We start from the raw sequence: 20,224 nt of genomic DNA on the forward strand, positions 1-20,224 counted from the left end.
GACGCCCCCGCACCTCGCGCTCCAACACCCGTGCGGGCGACGTCACTTGAACTGCCCCGCCTTGTAGTGCCCCGGCACCATCCGCGTGCTCACCCCGAACCGGTTCCACGCGTTGATCACCGTGATCGCGGCGATCAGCTGCGCCAGCTCGGCCTCCTCGAACCGCTCGGCCGCCCGCGCGTACACCTCGTCCGGCACGAAGCCGTCCGTGATGACGGTGACCGCCTCGGTCAGCTCGATCGCCGCCAGCTCCTTCTCGGTGTAGAAGTGCCGCGACTCCTCCCACGCGCCGAGCTGGATGATCCGCTCCACGCTCTCGCCCGCCGCGAGCGCGTCCTTGGTGTGCATGTCGAGGCAGTACGCGCAGTGGTTGAGCTGCGAGGCGCGGATCTTCACCAGTTCCAGCAGCTTGGGGTCGAGGCCCCGCCGGGCGGCGATGTCGAGACGGACCATCGCCTTGTAGACCTCGGGCGCGTGCTCGGCCCAGTTCAGGCGGGGGCTGTGCTCGTGGGCGTAAGGAGTTTCCTGTGCTGTGGTCATGTCTCGACTCTAGAAGTCAGGCAGCCCAGGAGTATGGTCCATTTTCATGGCGAAATCTTGGGCCACTTTCGGCGTAGACCTGCATCTGGATCCGACCGCCACCAGCACCGGCGTCCGCCGCGGCCTCACGGACGCCCTGCGTGACGCCGTCCGCACCGGCCGCCTCGCCCCCGGCACCCGGCTGCCCTCCTCCCGCTCCCTCGCCGCCGACCTGGGCATCGCGCGCAACACGGTCGCCGACGCCTACGCCGACCTCGTCGCCGAGGGCTGGCTCACCGCCCGCCAGGGTTCCGGCACCCGCGTCGCCGAACGCGCCGTCGTCCCGCCCACCGACACCACCCCGCCCCGCCGGCTCCGCACCCGCCCCGCTTACGACCTCGTCCCCGGCACCCCCGACCTCGCCGCCTTCCCCCGCACCGAGTGGCTCAAGGCCGCCCGCCGCGCCCTCACCAACGCCCCCTACCAGGCCCTCGGCTACGGTGACCCCCGCGGCCGCGTCGAACTCCGCACCGCCCTCGCCGCCTACCTCTCCCGCGCCCGCGGCGTCCGCGCCGACCCCGAGCACATCCTGATCAGCGCGGGCATCTCCAGCGGCCTCCGCCTCCTCGGTGCCGTCCTGCGGGCCCGCGGCGCCCACACCATCGCGGTGGAGTCCTACGGCCTCGCCGTCCACTGGCAGATCCTGAACGAGGCAGGCCTGCGCACCCGCCCCCTCCCCTTCGACGAACTGGGCGCGAACCCCGGCCAGTTGACGGACGAACCGGCGGTCCTCCTCACCCCCGCCCACCAGTTCCCCATGGGCGTCCCCCTCCGCCACGACCGCCGCTCCGCCGTCGTCGACTGGGCCCGACGCACCGGGGGCCTGGTCCTGGAGGACGACTACGACGGCGAGTTCCGCTACGACCGCCAGCCCATCGGCGCCCTCCAGGGCCTCGACCCGAACCAGGTCGTCTACCTCGGCACCGCCAGCAAGTCCCTCGCCCCCGGCCTCCGCCTGGCCTGGATGGTCCTGCCCCCCTCGCTGATGGAGGAGGTCGCGCAGGCGAAGGGCGGCATCGACACCTGCGGAGTCCTGGACCAGCTGACCCTCGCCGAGTTCATCACCTCCGGCGCCTACGACCGCCACGTCCGCGCCGCCCGCCTGCGCTACCGCCGGCGCCGCGACACCCTGGTCGACGCCCTCGCCCAGCACGCCCCCGACGTCCACGTCACCGGCATCGCGGCCGGCTTCCACGCCGTCCTCAGCCTCCCACCCGGGACCGAACAGTCCGTGGTCCAAGCCGCCGCCTGGCAGGGCCTCGCCCTCCACGCCCTGTCCTTCTACTGCCACGAACACGCCCTCGCCGACCCCCTGGACGCCCTGGTGGTGGGTTACGGAACGCCGCCGGACCATGCGTGGGCTGGGGCGGTGGAGGCGTTGTGCCGGGTGTTGCCGTGACCAGCGCCGCCGTCTTCGTGCGGCCTGCCTACGCCGTTTCCACGGGAGCTTCGTCGGCTGCTTCCGCCGGCGCCTCACCAAAGCGCGCCAACGCCAGCGCTCCCACCACCGCCACCACGAACCCCAGCACCGCGAGCCACTCCAGCCCCTCCCGCGTCCGGTCCCCGAGCCACACCACCCCCACCGCAGCCGGCCCGATCGTCTCCCCGATCACCAGCCCGGCGGTGGCCGTCGTCACCGACCCCCGCTGCAGAGCCGTCGTCAGCAGCAGAAACGCGGCGCCCCCACCGACGAGCAGCGCGTACGTCGCCGGATTGCCGACCAGCGTCGAGGGCTTCAGCGAGTCGATCAGCCGCACCGCCACCTCGACCACCCCGAACCCGAACCCGGCACCGAGACCGAGCGTCAACGCCCGCCCCCGCTCCGGCAGTCGCCCACCCACCAGCCCGAGCAGCAGCACCACCACCGCTGTCCCGAGCATCGCCCACTTCAACGCCATGGACCCGTCCCGGTGCCCCTCCGCCCCGGACGCCAGCCCCAGCATCGCGAGGCCCGCGCACACCACGCCGACGGCTCCCCACTCCACGCCGCTGAGCCGTACCTTCAGCAGCCGCGCGGCCACCATCGCCGTCACCGCGAGGCTCGACGCCAGTGCCGCGCCGACCGCGTAGATGGGGAGCGACCGCAGCGCCGCGATCTGGAACACGAACCCCAGCCCGTCCAGCCCCAGCCCCGCCAGATACCGCCACTGCCGCAGCGCCCGCAGCAACAGCGCCGCGTCCCCGCCTCCACCGGTCGTGGCCGCCCGCGCGGCGACCGCCTGCAACACCGTCGCCGTACCGAAGCAGACCGCCGCGCCGAGCGCGCACACCATTCCAAAGAGCACAAAGTGACTCTAGGGGAGGGGAGATCGCCGCGGCCTCCCGCGTGGGCTCTCTCACCCAACTCCAGGAACTCCCGGGATGGTGTCTAGACCCCCAGCACCGCCCGCAGTTGGGCCAGCCCCCAGTCCAGGTCCTCCCGGCTGATCATCAGCGGCGGCGCGATCCGGATCGTCGACCCGTGGGTGTCCTTCACCAGGACGCCCCGGTCCATCAGCCTCTCCGAGATCTCCCGGCCCGTCCCGACCGCCGGGGCGATGTCGACCCCCGCCCACAGACCCCGCCCGCGCACCGCCGTCACCCGCCCGGTACCGGTCAACTCCCGCAATTCCCGGTGCAGATGCTCCCCGAGCTCTGCGGCCCGCGCCTGGTACTCGCCCGACCGCAGCATCGCGATCACCTCCAGCGCCACCGCACACGCCAGCGGATTCCCGCCGAACGTCGACCCGTGCTCCCCGGGCCGGAACACGCCCAGCACCTCCGCACTCGACACCACCGCCGACACCGGCACCACTCCACCGCCCAGGGCCTTCCCGAGCACGTACATGTCGGGCACCACCCCCTCGTGCTCGCACGCGAAGGTCCGCCCCGTGCGCCCGAGCCCCGACTGGATCTCGTCGGCGATGAGGAGCACGTTCCGCTCCCGCGTCAACTCCCGCACCCCCGCCAGATATCCGGCCGGCGGCACCAGCACCCCCGCCTCCCCCTGGATCGGCTCCAGCAGCACGGCCACCGTGTTCTCACTCACCGCCGCCCGCATCGCGGTGAGATCCCCGTACGGCACGATCCCGAAGCCCGGTGTGTACGGCCCGAAGTCCGCCCGCGCCTCCAGGTCGGTCGAGAAGCTGACGATCGTCGTCGTACGGCCGTGGAAGTTGTTGCCCGCCACCACGATCTTCGCCCTGCCCTCGGGTACCCCCTTGACCCGGTACCCCCACTTCCGGGCCGTCTTCAGCGCGGTCTCCACCGCCTCCGCGCCCGTGTTCATCGGCAGCACCAGCTCCATGCCGCACAACTCGGCCAACTGCTTACAGAACGCGCCGAACCGGTCGTGATGGAACGCCCGCGACGTCAGCGTCACCCGCTCCAACTGAGCCTTCGCCGCCGCGATCAGCCGCGGATTGCCGTGCCCGAAATTGAGCGCCGAATACCCGGCCAGCAGATCGAGATAGCGCCGCCCCGCCACGTCCGTCATCCACGCGCCGTCGGCGGTGGCGACGACCACCGGCAGCGGGTGGTAGGTGTGCGCGGTGTGCGCCTCGGCGGCGGCGATGAGGGCTTCCGTACTGGCTTCCGCACTGGTCACGGCGTCTCCCGGGGGTGAGGGTGCCCCTTTCCTATCCTCGCCCGCATGGTGGACGCGGGAGCCGCACCGTCCGGCACGCCCGGTAGGCTGACCGGCGGGCCGTGACTGGCGCGCTGGGATGGGACCGACCATCGGGGAGCGGCCCGAGCTGGAATGTGTGCCGTGCGCCTGGGCCGTACCGAGAACGCCGAACGCCACGTCCGGAGGTCCCCATGCCCGACAATTCCGTGCCTCTCTCTGCCCTCTCCAACGAGTCCACCGCCTTCCGCGCCGCCCTCGATGTGATCCGCGCCGTCGAGCCGCGCGTCGCCGACGCCATCGGCCAGGAAGTCGCCGACCAGCGCGAGATGCTCAAGCTGATCGCCTCCGAGAACTACGCCTCCCCGGCCACCCTCCTGGCCATGGGCAACTGGTTCAGCGACAAGTACGCCGAGGGCACCATCGGCCGCCGCTTCTACGCCGGCTGCCGCAACGTCGACACCGTCGAGTCCCTCGCCGCCGAGCACGCGCGCGAACTCTTCGGCGCCCGCCACGCCTACGTCCAGCCGCACTCCGGCATCGACGCCAACCTCGTCGCCTTCTGGTCGATCCTCGCCGACCGCGTCGAGGTCCCGGCCCTCGCGAAGGCGGGCGTCCGCCAGGTCAACGACCTCTCCGACGCCGACTGGGCCGAACTCCGCCAGGCCTTCGGCAACCAGCGCATGCTCGGCATGTCCCTGGACGCCGGCGGCCACCTCACCCACGGCTTCCGCCCCAACATCTCCGGCAAGATGTTCGACCAGCGCTCCTACGGCACCGACCCCGTCACCGGCCTCATCGACTACGAGGCCCTGCGCGCCTCCGCTCGTGAGTTCAAGCCGCTGATCATCGTCGGCGGCTACTCCGCCTACCCGCGCCTGGTGAACTTCCGCATCATGCGCGAGATCGCCGACGAGGTCGGGGCGACCCTGATGGTCGACATGGCGCACTTCGCCGGCCTGGTCGCGGGCAAGGTGCTGACCGGTGACTTCGACCCGGTCCCGCACGCCCAGATCGTCACCACCACCACCCACAAGTCGCTGCGCGGCCCGCGCGGGGGCATGGTCCTGTGCGACGACTCCCTCAAGGACCAGGTCGACCGCGGCTGCCCGATGGTCCTCGGCGGCCCGCTCCCGCACGTCATGGCCGCCAAGGCCGTCGCCCTCGCCGAGGCCAGGCAGCCCTCCTTCCAGGACTACGCCCAGCGCATCGTCGACAACTCCCGCGCGCTGGCCGACGGCCTGATGCGCCGGGGCGCCACCCTCGTCACCGGCGGCACCGACAACCACCTCAACCTGATCGACGTCGCCTCCTCCTACGGCCTCACCGGTCGCCAGGCCGAGGCCGCCCTGCTCGACTCGGGCATCGTCACCAACCGCAACGCCATCCCCGCGGACCCCAACGGCGCCTGGTACACCTCCGGCATCCGCATCGGCACGCCCGCCCTGACCACCCGTGGCCTGGGCACCGCGGAGATGGACGAGGTCGCCGGTCTCATCGACCGCGTCCTCACCACCACGGAGCCCGGCACCACCGGCAAGGGCGCGCCGTCCAAGGCCCAGCACGTCCTCGACCCGAAGATCGCGGACGAGATCTCCCACCGCGCCACCGACCTCGTCGCCGGCTTCCCGCTCTACCCGGAGATCGACCTCGGCTGACAGCTGACCCACGCTCACTCTTGAGTTGTCAAAGACCGGCGACTCACAGATCGATGAGTTCCTGTCGTGGTTCCTCGCGCGGCGGTCCGGCCTCACGCCGGGCCGCCGCGCGGCGTATCAGCAGCGTGCCGCCGACCCCGACGGCCACCCCCGCCGCTGCCCACGAGACGGGTCCGGCCAGCCCCGCCGATCCAGGTCCGCCCCCAACTGCCTTGCCGGCGCCACCCGTTCCACCGAGCACCCCCGCCCGCTCCATCTGCGCGAAGACCGCACGCGGCGCCCGATGCCAGCGGATGTCGTCGTCCGCCACCTCCGGAGCCGGATCCGTCCGCACCCACGGGGTGCCGTCCGCGGCCACGAACAACTGGTCCTCCCGCTCCACCGCCACGTCACCACCCGGAGCCCGATTCGTCCGGGGCCAGCCCCCGACCCCGGTCAGCCCCCACACCACGGTGATCCGCACCGCCGGATACCGGCCCGCCTCCCACTCCGGCGACACCCGCTCCGTCCCCGCGTACGTCGGCTGCAGCAACGTCCACAGACGGGCGAACGACGACTGCCCGGAGCGCCAGGTCTCCGTCCGGCCGGTGTCACCCGCCACGACCAGCGCCAGATCCGGGATGTCCCGGCGCGGAGCCGCTTGGGCCTGGTGCATCCCGACCAGGGCCATCAGCACCGGCCCGGCCATGAGACACAGGGCCCGCGACCTCGCCCGTCCCCTCCCGAGTTCCATTCCTCCCCCCTCCGTCTCCTGCCGCCCCTCACACGTCCCGCAGCTCCTGCCGAGGCCCCTGCTCCCGCCCCTTCCGCCACCGGTCCAACGGCAGCCGCGCGGCGAACGGCCGCAGCACCAGGGCCAGTACCGCTCCGGCAGTCGCACCCGGTATCGCCCACCACCAGTCGGTGCCGCGACCCTTCTCCTGTGCCGCGACCCGCACCGTGGTGGTCCCCGTATCGGTGTCAGGCGCGGTGGTGGCGGGCTCGGTCGACTGCCACGGCGCCGGGAAGATCCCGGAGTAGCCGTCACCCGTGCCTTTGCCCGTCACGCCCAACTTCTTCAAGAGGGCGCGCAGTTGGGCGGGTTGCCCGGCCCGGTGCCAATAGCCGTTCAGGTTCGTGTTCTCCGACGGGTCGGCCGCCGTGTGGATCCAGACCGCCTGCGGCCGGGACTCGACCGGAAAGACCCGGTCGATCCGCCAGGGCGATATGTCGTGCGCCAGCCAGGTGACGTTGATCTGCCGGGCGTGGGCCAGATCGGCCTCGGGCGGCTTGTCGCGGGTGCCCTTGCCCTCCAGCCCGAGCAACTGCTGAAGCTTTCCGTACTGTTCGTCCGAGTAGTACAGCGCTTTGGCCTGCCCGCTCTCCGGAGAGGTCACGAGCACGCTCGTCGGCCCACCCGCCGCCGCGTCCGACGCGCCCCACACCATCAGGGCCAGCGTCATCGCCAACGCCCCGCTCAGAGCCGCCAGTTCACGAACTCCGCCCGCACTCCTCCTACGCCTGCCTGCACTCCCGCCCGTAACTCCGCCTGCCCCGCCCGTACTTCCGCCTCCGAACACCAGAACCCCCAACCAGCCGCTCCCCGTACGGCCCGTCCGTGAGCCGCCTGTCACTTCTGGTACACCGCTCGGCCCGCCGAGGTTCCCACCCCGCCCGAGCCGTCTGGACTACCCGCACTGCTCGCACGGTTCGCGCCACTTGCACAGCTCGCCCTACCCCCGCCGATCGAGCGACCGCGCGATCTCCAGGGCCCGCCCCTTCGACCCCACCCCCTCCAGACGGAACGTCAGATTCTCGCCCGGTACCCCACCGGCCACATGGGTCCACAGCAGCGTCGGCCCCGCCGTCCGCTCCTCCCGCGTATAACGGTCCCCGTCCGCGTCCACCAGCCAGAAGCTCAGCAGATGCGGTCGCGCGAACCACAGCGCCGGGTCCTGTATGCCCTCCGGCGGGACGGTCCCGCTCAGCGACAGCCACTCCGGCGGCTCGCGCACCGTCTTGGCGAAACCGATGTCCAGCCGCGCCGGATACTCGTCGACCCGGACCGTGCGACCGCCCTCCCGCCAGCACAGGCTCACCAGGAAACGCCCCCGCGGCTCGCCGGTCACCGTCACCGCGTCCGGTACGCCCAACGCGTCCGGCACCACCGGCTCGAACCCCGCCCGCCGACCGGCCTGCGCCAGCGTCACCGACCGCCCGCACCCGGGCACCTCGGCCCCGGCCGAGGGCACCGCCGACGGGTCGTACCGCACCTCGACCCCGCCGAAGCCGAACCAGTCGAAGACCGCCGCCCGCACCGGAGGCGTGAGCACGAGCACCGTCAGCACGCCGCACAGGGCCGCCACCAGCGACCGCCGCCGCATCCGCATCCAGCGCCGGACGGCACGCAGCCGCTCCCGGACCCCGGTCGGCCCGGCCTCCTGGACGGGGACCGGGATCTGCTCGGCCAATATCTGCGCCAGCACCCGCTCGACCATCGTCTCGGACCCCGAGGCCTCGCCCCCGTCACCACCCCGCGCGTCCAGCGAACGCCCCAACGCCCGCAACTCCGCGGGCAACCGAGAGGCATCCACGCGCCCATCGCGGCCCACCTGCCGACGCCCGGCCTCCTCACCCGTACCGGCACGGGCACCTTCATCGGCGCCCTCACCGTCGTACGACTCCCGTCCGTCACTCACACTCATCACCCCCTTCCCGAGGTCGGAAATCCGGCAGCAACCGCCCGAGTTTCTTCAGTGCGCGGTTCAGCCGGGACTTCACCGTGCCGCGTGGCCAGCCCAGGGCCTGGGCCGTCTCCGGTTCGTCCATCTCCAGGAGATAGCGGTAGGTCACGACCAGGCGGTGGTCCTCGCTCAGCTGGTCCAGGGCGGAGAGCAGGGCCGCGCGGCGCTCCGTCTCCAGCGTGGCGACCGCAGGGTCCGCCGATTCCGGTATCAGCGGCTCGGCCTCCGCGAACGCCGCCTCCCGGCCGGCGAGCGTGCGCTGACGCGCCGCTGTACGCACTGTGTTCCTCGTCTCATTGGCGACGATCGACAGCAGCCACGGCTTGAACGCCGCGCCGTCCCGGAACCTGCCCAGCGCGCAGTACGCCTTGACGAAGGCCTGCTGCACCACGTCTTCTCCGTCCGCTCCCGCCCCGAGTGCCGCGGCCGCCCTGAGTGCGATGCCCGTGTGGGCCCGCACCAGCTCCGCGTACGCCTCCGGCTCTCCGGCGCGTACGCGTGCGATCACCGCGGCCTCATCGACGATGCGGCCCCCCTCCCGCGTCTCCACACATTTGGTACACCGCCCGAACCGGATCGGTTCCCACCCGTGTCACATCTCTTCCGAACCAGTTCCGGACCGGGTCCCGAGACCTGAGAGAATGGTGAACATGGCGACAGACCGACCCCGCGTGCTCTCCGGAATCCAGCCCACAGCAGGCTCGTTCCACCTCGGCAACTACCTCGGCGCCGTCCGCCAGTGGGTGGCCCTGCAGGAGTCCCACGACGCGTTCTACATGGTCGTCGACCTGCACGCGATCACGGTCCCGCAGGACCCGGCGGACCTGCGCGCCAACACCCGGCTCGCCACCGCGCAGCTGCTGGCCGCCGGGCTCGACCCGGAGCGCTGCACGCTCTTCGTCCAGAGCCATGTCCCCGAGCACGCCCAGCTCGCCTGGGTCATGAACTGCCTGACCGGCTTCGGTGAGGCGTCCCGCATGACTCAGTTCAAGGACAAGTCCGCCAAGCAGGGCGCCGACCGCGCCAGCGTCGGCCTGTTCACGTACCCGATCCTCCAGGTCGCCGACATCCTGCTGTACCAGGCGCACGAGGTGCCGGTCGGCGAGGACCAGCGCCAGCACATCGAGCTGACCCGCGACCTCGCCGAGCGCTTCAACGGCCGCTTCGGCGAGACCTTCACGATCCCGAAGCCGTACATCCTCAAGGAGACGGCGAAGATCTACGACCTTCAGGACCCGTCGATCAAGATGAGCAAGTCGGCGTCGACCCCGAAGGGCCTCATCAACCTTCTCGACGACCCGAAGGCGACCGCCAAGAAGGTCAAGAGCGCGGTCACCGACACGGACACCGTGATCCGCTACGACGCGGAGCACAAGCCGGGCGTCAGCAACCTGCTCACCATCTACTCGACCCTCACCGGCACCGGAATCCCGGAACTGGAGCAGAAGTACGAGGGCAAGGGCTACGGTGCGCTCAAGACGGACCTCGCCGAGGTCATGGTCGAGTTCGTGACGCCCTTCAGGGAGCGCACCCAGCAGTATCTGGACGACCCGGAGACGCTCGACTCGATCCTGGCCAAGGGCGCGGAGAAGGCGCGAGCCGTCGCGGCCGAGACCCTCGCCCAGGTGTACGACCGGGTCGGCTTCCTGCCCGCCAAGCACTGAGGCGTACGGCCGCACCCAAGTACCGACTGACGTACCACTGGACAGAGCGCTGCACATCACTACGGTTGCGCCTGCCCACAACTCAGGTGTGGCCGTACAGTCGATAGCCGGGTGGCCGCGCGCGTGACCGCCCCGCTCACCATGAAGACCACCATCAGGACCATCGACAGGACGACAGGAGACGACGTGGGGACCGTAACGATCGGTGTGTCGATCGCGGTCCCGGAGCCTCACGGCAGCCTGCTCCAGGAGCGGCGCGCGGGCTTCGGCGACGCCGCTGCTCACGGCATCCCCACGCACGTCACGCTGTTGCCGCCGACCGAGGTGGACGCCTCACAACTCCCCGCGATCGAGGCCCACCTGGTCGACGTCGCCGCCGCCGGGCGCCCCTTCCCGATGCGGCTGTCCGGCACCGGGACCTTCCGGCCGCTGTCCCCGGTCGTCTACGTCCAGGTGGCCGAGGGAGCCTCCGCCTGCACCTGGCTGCAGAAGCAGATCCGCGACGCCTCCGGTCCCGTGGCGCGCGACCTGCACTTCCCGTACCACCCGCACGTCACCGTGGCGCACGGCATCGACGACGAGCTGATGGACCGCGCCTACGAAGCGCTCGCCGACTACCGCGCGGAGTGGTCGTGCACCGGCTTCGCGCTCTACGAACAGGGCCCCGACGGCGTCTGGCGCAAGATGCGCGAGTTCGCCTTCGGAGGGGCCGTCGTGCCGCCCCAGGCGGCCCACACCGAGCGCGGCACGATCCCCAGCCACTGAGCGCTCTCAGACCGCCAGCCGCCGGAACAGCCCGCGTGGCAGGTGCCGTACCAGCGATGTCACCACGCGCAGGGTTCCCGGTACCCACACCGTCTCCGAGCCGCGGCGCAGGCCCAGTTCGATGGCTGCGGCGACGGCTTCGGGGGTGGTCGTGAGCGACGCCGCCTTCGGGTCGGCCATGGTCCTCGACCGGACGAGCCCCGGGCGTACGATCATGACGTGCACGCCCGTGCCGTGCAGCGCGTCGCCCAGCCCCTGGGTGAAGGTGTCCAGGCCGGCCTTGCTGGAGCCGTAGATGAAGTTCGCGCGGCGGGCCCGTTCGCCGGCGACCGAGGAGAGCACCACCAGGGAGCCGTGTCCCTGGGTCTGCAACGCCCGCGCGCTGACCAGACCGGCCGCCACGGCACCGACGTAGTTGGTCCGCGCGACACGCACCGCGGCGGCCGGTTCGCGCTCGTCCCGCGCCTGGTCACCGAGGACGCCGAAGGCGAGCAGCACCATGTCGACGTCGCCCTCGGCGAAGACCTTGCCGAGGACCATCTCGTGGGAGTCGGGGTCGAGCGCGTCGAAGGCGACGGTGTGGACCTCGGCCCCCAGGGCGCGCAGTTCCGAAGCGGCACTCTCCAGGGCGGGTGACGGACGGCCCGCCAGCCACACCGTGCGGGTCCGGCGGGCGATGAGTCTGCGGGCGGTGGCCAGCGCGATCCGGGACGTACCGCCGAGGACGAGGAGGGACTGTGGAGGACGCATGCCGGTGACCGTATCGCCCGCTTATGGGCAGTTCACCGTACGGCGTCGGCGCCCTCCCTGAAATGGGCGATTAATCGGATGCCGTCCAATTGCCACTCCCCGGGACGCCACGCACGCGAGTTCCCTGGGTACCCGCACATCGGTCTCGCGGACGAGGGCAGAATCGGATCATGGACTGGCTGAAGAAGCTCCCCTTCATCGGGCCGCCGGTGGCGCGCCTGATGCTCACGCACGCGTGGCGGTCGTACGAGCGGCTGGACCGGGTGAAGTGGTCGCAGCTGGCCGCCGCGATGACGTTCATCAGCTTCATCGCGCTGTTCCCGCTGCTGACCGTGGCCGCCGCGATCGCCGCCGCCACCCTGAGCACCGACCAGCAGCACCAGCTGCAGGACAAGATCGCCGAGCAGGTCCCCGGCATCTCCGACCAGCTCAACATCGGTTCCCTGGTGGACAACGCGGGCACCATCGGTCTCATCGCCGGTGCCGTCCTGCTGTTCACCGGCATCGGCTGGGTCGGCTCGATGCGCGAGTGTCTGCGCGCGGTGTGGGAGCTGCCCGACCGCGACGAGAACCCCCTCCTGCGCAAACTCATCGACACCGGGGTGCTGATCGGCCTGGGCGGCGCCGTCCTCGCGACGATCGCCATCTCCACCGTCGCCTCCGCCCTGGTCGACTGGATCAGCCGCGAACTGGGCCTGGTGCAGGGCGGCTGGGGCGGGATCCTGCTGCGTATCGCCGCGTTCGCCGTCGCCGTGTTCGTCGACTTCCTGCTGCTGCTCTACGTCCTGACGCTGCTGCCCGGCGTCGAACCGCCGCGCCGCCGGCTCTCCGTGGCCGCGCTGATCGGCGCGGTCGGCTTCGAACTCCTGAAGCTGCTGCTCAGCGGCTACATCCAGGGCGTGGCCGCGAAGAGCATGTACGGCGCGTTCGGCGTCCCCGTGGCACTGCTCCTGTGGATGAACTTCACCTCGAAGCTGGTCCTGTTCTGCGCCGCCTGGACGGCGACGCCGAGCAAGGGGGACCCCGAGGACGACGAGTACGACCCGGCCGACGAGACCGAGAACCCGAAGGTCAGGGACGAGGGCGACGACGGACCAGATCCGGCAGCGGCCAGCGCCGGTTGACCAGGAAGACCCCGGCCGCGAGCAGCACCAGCAGCCCGCCGGCGACCGCGAGCGCGATCCCGACCCCGCTCGAACCGTCGTCCTCGGAGGCCGTCGCCGAGGCCGACCCGCCGGCGCTCGGCTTCGTGGAGGTGTCCCCGCCCGCCTCCCCGGTGGCCGTAGCACCCGGCTGTGCGCTCGCCTGCGGGACGTTCTTGGGTGCGACGAGCTCTCCCACCGGCTGGACCTTCCCGTCCGCCTGGAAGCCCCAGTCGAGGATCTTCGCGGCCTCCTTGTAGACCTCGTTGTGCTCGTCCTTCTCCGGGTTCATGACCGTCACCAGCAGCACCTTGCCGTTGCGCTCGGCGACTCCGGTGAAGGTCGCGCCCGCGTTGGTGGTGTTGCCGTTCTTGACGCCCGCGATGCCCGGGTACACCGACACGTCCGAGTCGCCGCTCAGCAGCCGGTTGGTGTTCTGGATGTCGAAGGTCCCGCGGACCGACTTGCCCTTCTTCTTCGTCGTCTCGCCCGGGAACTTCGCGCTCACCGTCGAGCAGTACTCCCTGAAGTCCTTCTTCTGCAGCCCGGAGCGCGCGAACAGCGTCAGGTCGTACGCCGACGAGACCTGCCCCGGCTCGTCGTAGCCGTCCGGCGTCACCACGCGCGTGTCGAGTGCCTGGAGGTCCTGGGCGTGCGCGTTCATGTCGGAGACGGTCTTGGCGACGCCCCCGTTCATGTGGGACAGGACGTGCACCGCGTCGTTGCCGGAGCGCAGGAAGACCCCGAGCCACAGGTCGTGGACCGTGTAGCTCTCGCCCTCCTTTATCCCGACGAGGCTGGAACCGGTGCCCATGCCCGCCAGGTCCGACGCGACGACCTTGTGCTCGGTCGTCTTCGGGAACTTCGGCAGCACGGTGTCCGCGAACAGCATCTTCAGGGTGCTCGCCGGAGGCAGCCGCCAGTGCGCGTTGTGCGAGGCGAGCACCGCGCCCGACTCGGCGTCGGACACGATCCACGACCGCGCGGTCACGTCCTTCGGCAGCACCGGGACGCCGGACGTCAGATTGACCTGGGTCCCCGCCTGGCCGAGGCGGGTGCCGCCCACCGACGACATGTTCGCCGGGGGAGTGGCCGTAGGACTCGCCGACGAACTCGAGGTCGGCGTCGGCGTCGGACTCGGGGCCGCGAGGGCGACGGGCGCGGTGAGCGCGAGGGACGACAGGGCGGCGGAAAGCACCAGCAGGGGTCGCCTGATGGTCTGCAGTGGAGCGGGCACGGACGAGAACGTACATGCCGGGGGACCCGAAGTCCCGTCACCGGCCCCACCCCGGACACGGGCCCCCGGGGACGACGGCGATACTGGACTCATGAAGCTCAGCCGCCCCGTCTCCTGGTTCCTGCTCGCCTTCGGGGTGTGGAGCTGGGTCATCTGGGTCACTTTCGTCAAGAACCTGGTCAAGGACACGAGCGGACTGGCCTTCGACGACGGCCATCCGACGGCGTACTTCTGGGTGCACCTGACCCTCGCCGTCGTCTCCTTCGTATTGGGGACGGTCATCGGGGGCCTCGGGTTGCGTGGACTGCGCGCACTGCGCGAGACGTCATAAAGAAGTGGCCGTCGTCGTCATCGCCCTCGTGGCCCTGGTCGCCGTCGCCGTCCTCGGCGGGCTCCACTGGTACGTCTGGCGCCGTCTCGTCCGCGACACCACGCGCGCGTGGGGCCCCGCCCGGATCACCGGCACGGCCGTGCTCGTCGCCGGCCCGGTGCTGATGATCGCGGCCCTGGTTGCCGAACGCGGCGGCGCGCCCTTCTGGCTCCAACAGGTCCTCGGCTGGCCCGGCTTCCTGTGGATGGCCCTGGCGATCTACCTGCTCCTGGCCGTCCTCGCGGGTGAGGTCCTACGACCGCTGCTGCGCCGGCTCCTCGAACGGCGTGGGCGGCCCGAGACGGCCGTGGAAGCGCACGAGGCCCCGGACTCCGCGACCGTTCCCGCAGAGGCCCCTGAAGCGCCGCGGAGCGCCCCCTCGCGTCGTCTCTTCGTCTCCCGTGTCGTCGGGGGTGCCGCCGCCGCTGCCGCCGTCGGGACCGTCGGATACGGCACCTACGGCGTGCTGCGCGGGCCGAGCGTCAAGCGGGTCACCGTGCCGTTGGCCAAACTGCCGCGGTCCGCGCACGGGTACAGGATCGCTGTCGTCAGTGACATCCACCTGGGGCCGCTTCTGGGGCGGGGTTTCGCGCAGAAGGTCGTCGACACGATCAACGCGACCCAGCCCGATCTCATCGCGGTCGTCGGCGACCTGGTCGACGGCAGTGTCAAGAACCTGGGGCCCGCCGCGGCACCCCTGGCCGGGCTGAAGGCGCGGCACGGCAGCTTCTTTGTCACGGGTAATCACGAGTACTTCTCCGGCGCCCAGCAGTGGCTGGAAGAAGTCCGCACGCTCGGGATCCACACCCTGGAGAACGCCCGTACCGAACTGGCCGGTTTCGACCTCGCCGGGGTCAACGACCTCCAGGGCGAGAGCGAGGGGCAGGGGCCCGACTTCGGGAAGGCGCTCGGGGACCGGGACACCACGCGCGCGTGCGTGCTGCTCGCGCACCAGCCCGTGCAGATCCACGAGGCCGTCAAGCACGGCGTCGACCTCCAGCTCTCAGGACACACCCACGGCGGCCAGTTGTGGCCCGGCAACTTCATCGCGGCGGCGGCCAATCCGACGGTCGCTGGCCTGGAGCGGTACGGCGACACCGAGCTGTACGTCAGCAGGGGCGCGGGCGCCTGGGGACCGCCCACGCGCGTGGGGGCGCCGTCGGACATCACGGTCGTCGAACTGGCCTCGAAACAGGCCTAGTTGCCCATGCCGGAGGATGCCTGCGCACTGGCTGAGAACCGCCTGTGAAACGGGCAATTAACACTGGTCGGTAAGTTCTTTCTCATCTCGGCAGAACCCTCTTCCCCCGGATGAAACTCCTGTGGTTAGGTGATCCGCGCCACTAGGGGAGTGGCATATGGGAGGGGCCCGGGAGGGCCCTCGGGAGGGCACACCGATGCGGTCGGTTCGCATACGGATTCTCGCGACGCTGCTGGTTCTGGCGGCCGTGGGAGTCGGGGGCTGGCAGTTGCTGCCCTCGGACGGGAGCAAGGACAAGACGATCACGGTCGGGACGACGGACGCTGTCACGTCCCTCGACCCGGCCGCCGCGTACGACGCCGGTTCGTGGGCGCTGTACAGCAACGTCTTCCAGTCGCTGATGACGTTCGACTCCGGCGGGACGACACCCGTGCCGGACGCGGCCAAGAGCTGCGCGTTCGTGGGCGGCGGGCTGACGACGTACCGCTGTGTGGTGCGCGAGGGGCTCACCTTCCCGAGCGGGCGCGCGATGACCGCCGAGGACGTGAAGTTCTCCTTCGACCGGGTCAAGAAGATCAACTCCGATGTGGGTCCGTCGTCGCTGCTCTCCACGCTCGGCTCGGTCGACGCCTCCGGGATGACGGTCACTTTCCATCTGTCGTCCCCGGACGCCACGTTCCCGTTCAAGGTGGCCACCGGTGCGGGCGCGATCGTCGACAGCACCAAGTACCCGAAGGACGCCCCGCGCAACGGCTACCAGGTCGACGGCACCGGGCCGTACACCCTGTCCGCGTATACGAAGGACAAGAAGGCGGTCCTTTCGCCGAACAGCCACTACAAGGGTGCCGTCAGCAGCACCGGGAGCCCGATCGAGCTGCGCTACTACGCCGACTCGGACGCGCTGCAGAAGGCGTACCAGGCGAAGCAGGTCCAGGTCGCCACCCGCCAGTTGCCCCCGAAGATGCTCTCCGGGCTCTCCGCGAGCGATCCCAACCAGCGCGTGTCGGAGGCGGACAGCTCCGAGACCCGCAACCTGTACCTCAACACCCGTAAGGGCACGCCCCTGCACGACGTCCTCGTCCGGCGGGCGATGGCCTGGCTGATCAACCGCGAGCAGCTGGCCGCCACGGTGTACGACGGCACGGTCGACCCGCTGTACTCGCTGATCCCCACCGGCATCGTCGGCCACACGACGTCCTTCTTCGACGACTACCCCTCCCAGAACGTCGAGAAGGCGAAGGAACTCCTCGAAGAGGCCGACGTCTCCGTCCCGGTGCACTTCACCTACGGCTACGGCATCGGGCACGGCGCCGGCAAGGAGGAGGCCGCCGAGCTGAAGAAGCAGCTGGAGGCGAGCGGGCTCTTCAAGGTGGACGTCAAGGGCTACGAGTGGACCGACTTCCAGAAGCGCTGGGCGACCGGCAAGCTGGACGCGTACGCCGTCGGCTGGGTCGCCGACTACCCCGACCCGGACACCTTCGGCTCCCCGCTCGTCGGCACCGGCTCCACCATGAACACCGGTTACAGCAACAAGATCGTCGACCAACTCATCCTCAGCAGCCAGAAGTTCGCCGACCGCAGCCGCGTCGACGACGACTTCCGCGACCTCCAGTCGGACGTGGCCGCGGACGTGCCGCTGATCCCGCTGTGGCAGCGCAAGGAGTACGTCGTGAGCAGCGAGGACGTCGGCGGCATCTCCTATCTCACGGACGGCACAGGCGTGTTCCGGCTGTGGGCGCTGGACTGGATCTGAGGTGGTCCCGCGGCACCGGACGTGATGCCGCGGGACTGACCTTTGTTCGATCTTTTGTCCGAGTGACGCCGGTGGGCCATCGCACGCAGCACCATGTGACGGAGGTGTGCGGGGTGAGGAGCCGACGTGGTCAGACGCAACGCCTTCCGGCTGCCCCGGCACCCGGCTTCCGTGGGTCTCGCCCGGCGCCGGGTCCGGGACCATCTGGCCGACTGGGGACACCGGAGTGACGACCCGGCGCTCCAGGACGCGGTGCTGCTGGTGTCCGAGCTGGCGACCAACGTCGTACGCCACGGGCCGCTCCTGGAGCGGGAGTTCGAGGTGGCGGTGACGGCCCTCGCGGACGGCTCCTGCCTCATAGAGGTGTCGGACGAGGGCCGCCTGGAGCCCCGCCTGCGGGTCGTGACGGCCCTGGAGGAGGCCGGCCGGGGTCTCCACCTCGTGGAGGGCATCGCGGCCGCCTGGGGCGTCTGGAGCCGCGGTCCGCACGGCAAGACGGTGTGGGCCCTGGTCCAGGCCGACACCTGACTCCCGCGGACTCCTACGACGGCACCGGCGTCCGCGTCGGCAGCGTCACCGTCACCGCGAGCCCCTCGCCCGGCGCCGTCCGCACCGCCACGTCCCCGCCGTGCGCCTTGACGACGCCCTGCACGATCGCCAGCCCCAGACCGCTGCCCGCGCCACCGCCCGCCCGGAAGAAGCGGTCGAAGACGCGCGCCGCGTCGTCCTCGCAGAGCCCCGGACCCTGGTCCGCGACACACAGCCGTACGACGCCGTCCTCGCGCTCCAGACCGAGCCGTACGGGCACGTCCGCGGGCGTGTGCGTGCGGACGTTGGTCACCAGGTTGCCGAGTACCTGGCGCAGGCCCGACTCGTCGGCGCGCACCAGGAGGGAGCCGTCGGCGCCGACCGTGACGGGCCGCTCCGGCTGCTGCACCCGGAGATCCTCGGCGGCGTCGCGCACCAGGCGGCTCAGATCGACGCTGCGGAAGCGCAGTTCGGGCTGCTGGTCCAGGCGGGCCAGCATGAGGAGTTCGTCGACGAGACGGCCCATGCGGTCCGCCTCCGCGTTCATCCGGTCCCAGGCCCGCTTGCGCTCGTCGGGCTCGGTCAGCATGCCCTTGTCGTACAGCTGGAGGTAGCCGCGTATCGCCGACAGCGGGGTGCGCAGCTCGTGCGAGGCGTCCGCCACGAAACGGCGTAGCTGGGCCGCCGTCCGCTCGCGCGTGCGGTACGCCGACTCCACCTGGTGGAGCATGGAGTTGAGGGCGACCCGCAGCTGCTCGACCTCCTGCGTCGGATGGTGGCTGGAGGGCACGCGCCGGGTCAGGTCGCCCTCGGCGATGGCCGTCGAGGTCTCGACCATGTCCTCCAGGGGCAGCATCCGCCGTCGCACGCTCATCATGGTCAGCGCGGCGAGCAGGACGAGCAGCAGGCTGCCGAAGGCGAGGTCCAGCTTGAGGGCCTTGGCCATGCCGTTGTGGAGGCCGCCGGTGGAGGCGGCGATCAGGATGTACGTGCCGTCGGCGAGCCGGGTCCCGATCGCCCGGTAGGGGGCGTGGCGCAGCGAGATGTCGCGCGGTGTGCCGTCGGCGGCCAGCGCTGCCGGGTCACTGAAGACGGCGGCGAGCGCCCGCTGGTCGGTGGTCGGGGCGAAGCCGGCGATCGTGAGCACCGTGCCCTGGGAGTCGACCGCCGCGAACACCTTGTCCGGGTTCGGTGAGTCGGCGCTCTCCTGGGGCATCAGATGGTCGCCGATGCCGGACAGCGTGCTCAGCATGTTGAGCTGCGGAATGGTGAGCTGCGAACCGCTCAGCGAGTCACGGGACTTGGTCAGCTCGGTGTCGACCTGGGCGAGCAGATAGTGCCGCATGCCCATCAGGCTGACGGCGGTGGCCATCACGATGCCGAGCGCCAGCAGCGCGAGGTTGGCCAGGGTCAGCTTGGCGCGCAGGGAGTGGGCGCCGCGCTCGCAGTTCGGGAGGGTGAACTTCCTCATGCGAGCCCGTATCCGACGCCCCGCCGCGTGGTGATCACGGGCGGTCCCAGGGTCTCCAGCTTGCGCCGCAGATAGCTGATGTAGGTCTCCACGACGGTCGACTCCGGCGGGGTGTGCTCGTACTGCCAGACGTGGCGCAGCAGTTGCTCCTTGGGCACGACCCGCCCGCCGTTGCGCACCAGGAAGCGCAGCAGGGCGTACTCCGTGGGGGTCAGCTCGACCGAGTTGCCCGCGCGGTGCACCGAGTACGTCGTCTCGTCCAGCTCCAGGTCGCCGTAGCGCAGGGGCGGGCGCTGGGGGAGGACGTCGGCGGGGCGGGTGCGGCGCAGGACGGCGGTGATGCGGGCGACGACCACGTCGATGTCGAAGGGCTTGGTGATGTAGTCGTCGCCGAAGCCCAGGGCGCCGACGATCTCGGCGGGCGCGTCCCGCGCGGTGAGGAAGACGACCGCCAGGTCCGGCCTGCGGGCGCGCAGTTCCTGCCCCAGGGCGCGGCCGTCGCCGTCCGGGAGCATCACGTCGAGCAGCGCGCAGTCCGGGCGGGTGCGCTCGGCGAGGGCGAGCGCCTCGCGCACGGTGCCCGCGACCATCACCTCGAAGCGGTGGTAGCGCAGCGCGATGGCGAGGACGTCCGCGATGCTCGGTTCGTCCTCCACCACCAGCACGGTTCCTGGAGCCGTCATGCCCCCAGTATCGGCCCGGGCACTGACAACCGGGCCGGTCCGGTCTTTGGAGTTCCTTGAGAGTCATGCCCGATGCGTGTCCACGCGTGCGTGCCG

The 20,224-nt window shown here is 71.0% G+C and carries 20 protein-coding genes and 1 riboswitch; of the genes, 9 read left to right on the forward strand and 11 right to left on the reverse strand.

The features are described from left to right. Positions 1 to 42: 42 nt before the first annotated feature. Positions 43 to 540, reverse strand: coding sequence for a carboxymuconolactone decarboxylase family protein (locus tag OO69_RS10100; protein ID WP_033280134.1), 498 nt, complete (start codon positions 538 to 540; stop codon positions 43 to 45). A 46-nt stretch (positions 541 to 586) separates the two neighbouring features. On the opposite strand from OO69_RS10100, the gene OO69_RS10105 reads away from it, so the two are divergent. Continuing rightward, on the forward strand, positions 587 to 1,978 hold the full coding sequence (locus OO69_RS10105) for a PLP-dependent aminotransferase family protein (protein WP_033280135.1): 1,392 nt from the start codon (positions 587 to 589) through the stop codon (positions 1,976 to 1,978). 28 nt (positions 1,979 to 2,006) lie between these two features. Here OO69_RS10105 and OO69_RS10110 read toward each other — a convergent pair whose 3' ends face one another. Both OO69_RS10110 and rocD read right to left on the reverse strand, forming a co-directional pair. After that, entirely contained in the window at positions 2,007 to 2,852 is an 846-nt protein-coding gene (locus OO69_RS10110; protein ID WP_033280275.1) for a hypothetical protein, read from the reverse strand. Positions 2,853 to 2,947: 95 nt separating this feature from the next. Then, positions 2,948 to 4,165 (reverse strand): ornithine--oxo-acid transaminase, encoded by a 1,218-nt coding sequence (gene rocD / locus OO69_RS10115; protein ID WP_033280136.1) that lies wholly within the window; start codon positions 4,163 to 4,165, stop codon positions 2,948 to 2,950. Between the two features lie 91 nt (positions 4,166 to 4,256). After that, positions 4,257 to 4,346: riboswitch (ZMP/ZTP riboswitch) on the forward strand. Positions 4,347 to 4,377: 31 nt separating this feature from the next. Between rocD and OO69_RS10120 the strand changes: the two genes are divergently transcribed. Next, a complete protein-coding gene (locus OO69_RS10120) occupies positions 4,378 to 5,841 on the forward strand; it encodes a glycine hydroxymethyltransferase (RefSeq protein ID WP_033280137.1) in 1,464 nt (487 codons plus the stop codon). Positions 5,842 to 5,884: 43 nt separating this feature from the next. On the opposite strand, the gene OO69_RS10125 is transcribed toward OO69_RS10120, so the two are convergent. From OO69_RS10125 to OO69_RS10140, 4 genes are all read right to left on the reverse strand, one after another. Continuing rightward, the gene (locus tag OO69_RS10125) at positions 5,885 to 6,529 is read right to left on the reverse strand and encodes a hypothetical protein (RefSeq protein WP_234444392.1); all 645 of its coding nucleotides are present in this window, start codon (positions 6,527 to 6,529) and stop codon (positions 5,885 to 5,887) included. Positions 6,530 to 6,602: 73 nt separating this feature from the next. Beyond that, the gene (locus OO69_RS10130; RefSeq protein WP_033280139.1) at positions 6,603 to 7,283 is read right to left on the reverse strand and encodes a hypothetical protein; all 681 of its coding nucleotides are present in this window, start codon (positions 7,281 to 7,283) and stop codon (positions 6,603 to 6,605) included. Between the two features lie 270 nt (positions 7,284 to 7,553). After that, on the reverse strand, positions 7,554 to 8,525 hold the full coding sequence (locus OO69_RS10135; RefSeq protein WP_234444393.1) for a hypothetical protein: 972 nt from the start codon (positions 8,523 to 8,525) through the stop codon (positions 7,554 to 7,556). Next, on the reverse strand, positions 8,512 to 9,114 hold the full coding sequence (locus OO69_RS10140) for an RNA polymerase sigma factor (protein ID WP_199810916.1): 603 nt from the start codon (positions 9,112 to 9,114) through the stop codon (positions 8,512 to 8,514). The genes OO69_RS10135 and OO69_RS10140 overlap by 14 nt, the downstream gene beginning before the upstream one ends. A 100-nt stretch (positions 9,115 to 9,214) precedes the next feature. On the opposite strand from OO69_RS10140, the gene trpS reads away from it, so the two are divergent. After that, positions 9,215 to 10,228, forward strand: a complete 1,014-nt coding sequence (trpS, locus tag OO69_RS10145) for a tryptophan--tRNA ligase (RefSeq protein ID WP_033280277.1) — start codon at positions 9,215 to 9,217, stop codon at positions 10,226 to 10,228. A 186-nt stretch (positions 10,229 to 10,414) separates the two neighbouring features. Beyond that, positions 10,415 to 10,993, forward strand: coding sequence for a 2'-5' RNA ligase family protein (locus tag OO69_RS10150; protein WP_033280278.1), 579 nt, complete (start codon positions 10,415 to 10,417; stop codon positions 10,991 to 10,993). 6 nt (positions 10,994 to 10,999) lie between these two features. Here OO69_RS10150 and OO69_RS10155 read toward each other — a convergent pair whose 3' ends face one another. Beyond that, positions 11,000 to 11,743: a decaprenylphospho-beta-D-erythro-pentofuranosid-2-ulose 2-reductase gene (locus tag OO69_RS10155; protein WP_033280141.1), complete on the reverse strand. Its 744-nt coding sequence runs from the start codon at positions 11,741 to 11,743 to the stop codon at positions 11,000 to 11,002. A 170-nt stretch (positions 11,744 to 11,913) separates the two neighbouring features. Here OO69_RS10155 and OO69_RS10160 point away from each other — a divergent pair, with 170 nt between their 5' ends. Further along, complete coding sequence (locus tag OO69_RS10160; RefSeq protein ID WP_033280142.1) at positions 11,914 to 12,867, forward strand: YihY/virulence factor BrkB family protein; 954 nt, start codon at positions 11,914 to 11,916, stop codon at positions 12,865 to 12,867. Here OO69_RS10160 and OO69_RS10165 read toward each other — a convergent pair. Beyond that, on the reverse strand, positions 12,815 to 14,122 hold the full coding sequence (locus tag OO69_RS10165; protein WP_324604550.1) for a D-alanyl-D-alanine carboxypeptidase: 1,308 nt from the start codon (positions 14,120 to 14,122) through the stop codon (positions 12,815 to 12,817). The two genes, OO69_RS10160 and OO69_RS10165, sit on opposite strands and share 53 nt — an antisense overlap. 91 nt (positions 14,123 to 14,213) lie before the next feature. Between OO69_RS10165 and OO69_RS10170 the strand changes: the two genes are divergently transcribed. From OO69_RS10170 to OO69_RS10185, 4 genes are all read left to right on the forward strand, one after another. After that, the gene (locus tag OO69_RS10170; RefSeq protein ID WP_033280279.1) at positions 14,214 to 14,453 is read left to right on the forward strand and encodes an SCO4848 family membrane protein; all 240 of its coding nucleotides are present in this window, start codon (positions 14,214 to 14,216) and stop codon (positions 14,451 to 14,453) included. 4 nt (positions 14,454 to 14,457) lie between these two features. Next, positions 14,458 to 15,693, forward strand: a complete 1,236-nt coding sequence (locus OO69_RS10175; protein WP_033280144.1) for a metallophosphoesterase — start codon at positions 14,458 to 14,460, stop codon at positions 15,691 to 15,693. 196 nt (positions 15,694 to 15,889) lie between these two features. Then, positions 15,890 to 17,446, forward strand: coding sequence for an ABC transporter substrate-binding protein (locus tag OO69_RS10180; RefSeq protein WP_033280145.1), 1,557 nt, complete (start codon positions 15,890 to 15,892; stop codon positions 17,444 to 17,446). Between the two features lie 126 nt (positions 17,447 to 17,572). Beyond that, positions 17,573 to 17,974 (forward strand): ATP-binding protein, encoded by a 402-nt coding sequence (locus tag OO69_RS10185; RefSeq protein ID WP_033280146.1) that lies wholly within the window; start codon positions 17,573 to 17,575, stop codon positions 17,972 to 17,974. Between the two features lie 13 nt (positions 17,975 to 17,987). Here OO69_RS10185 and OO69_RS10190 read toward each other — a convergent pair whose 3' ends face one another. After that, positions 17,988 to 19,445, reverse strand: a complete 1,458-nt coding sequence (locus tag OO69_RS10190) for a sensor histidine kinase (RefSeq protein WP_033280147.1) — start codon at positions 19,443 to 19,445, stop codon at positions 17,988 to 17,990. Beyond that, positions 19,442 to 20,128: a response regulator transcription factor gene (locus tag OO69_RS10195; protein ID WP_033280148.1), complete on the reverse strand. Its 687-nt coding sequence runs from the start codon at positions 20,126 to 20,128 to the stop codon at positions 19,442 to 19,444. Before OO69_RS10195 ends, OO69_RS10190 begins: the two co-directional genes overlap by 4 nt. Positions 20,129 to 20,224: the final 96 nt, after the last annotated feature.

This window comes from Streptomyces sp. NRRL F-525 (assembly GCF_000716605.1).
GTDB lineage: Bacteria > Actinomycetota > Actinomycetes > Streptomycetales > Streptomycetaceae > Streptomyces.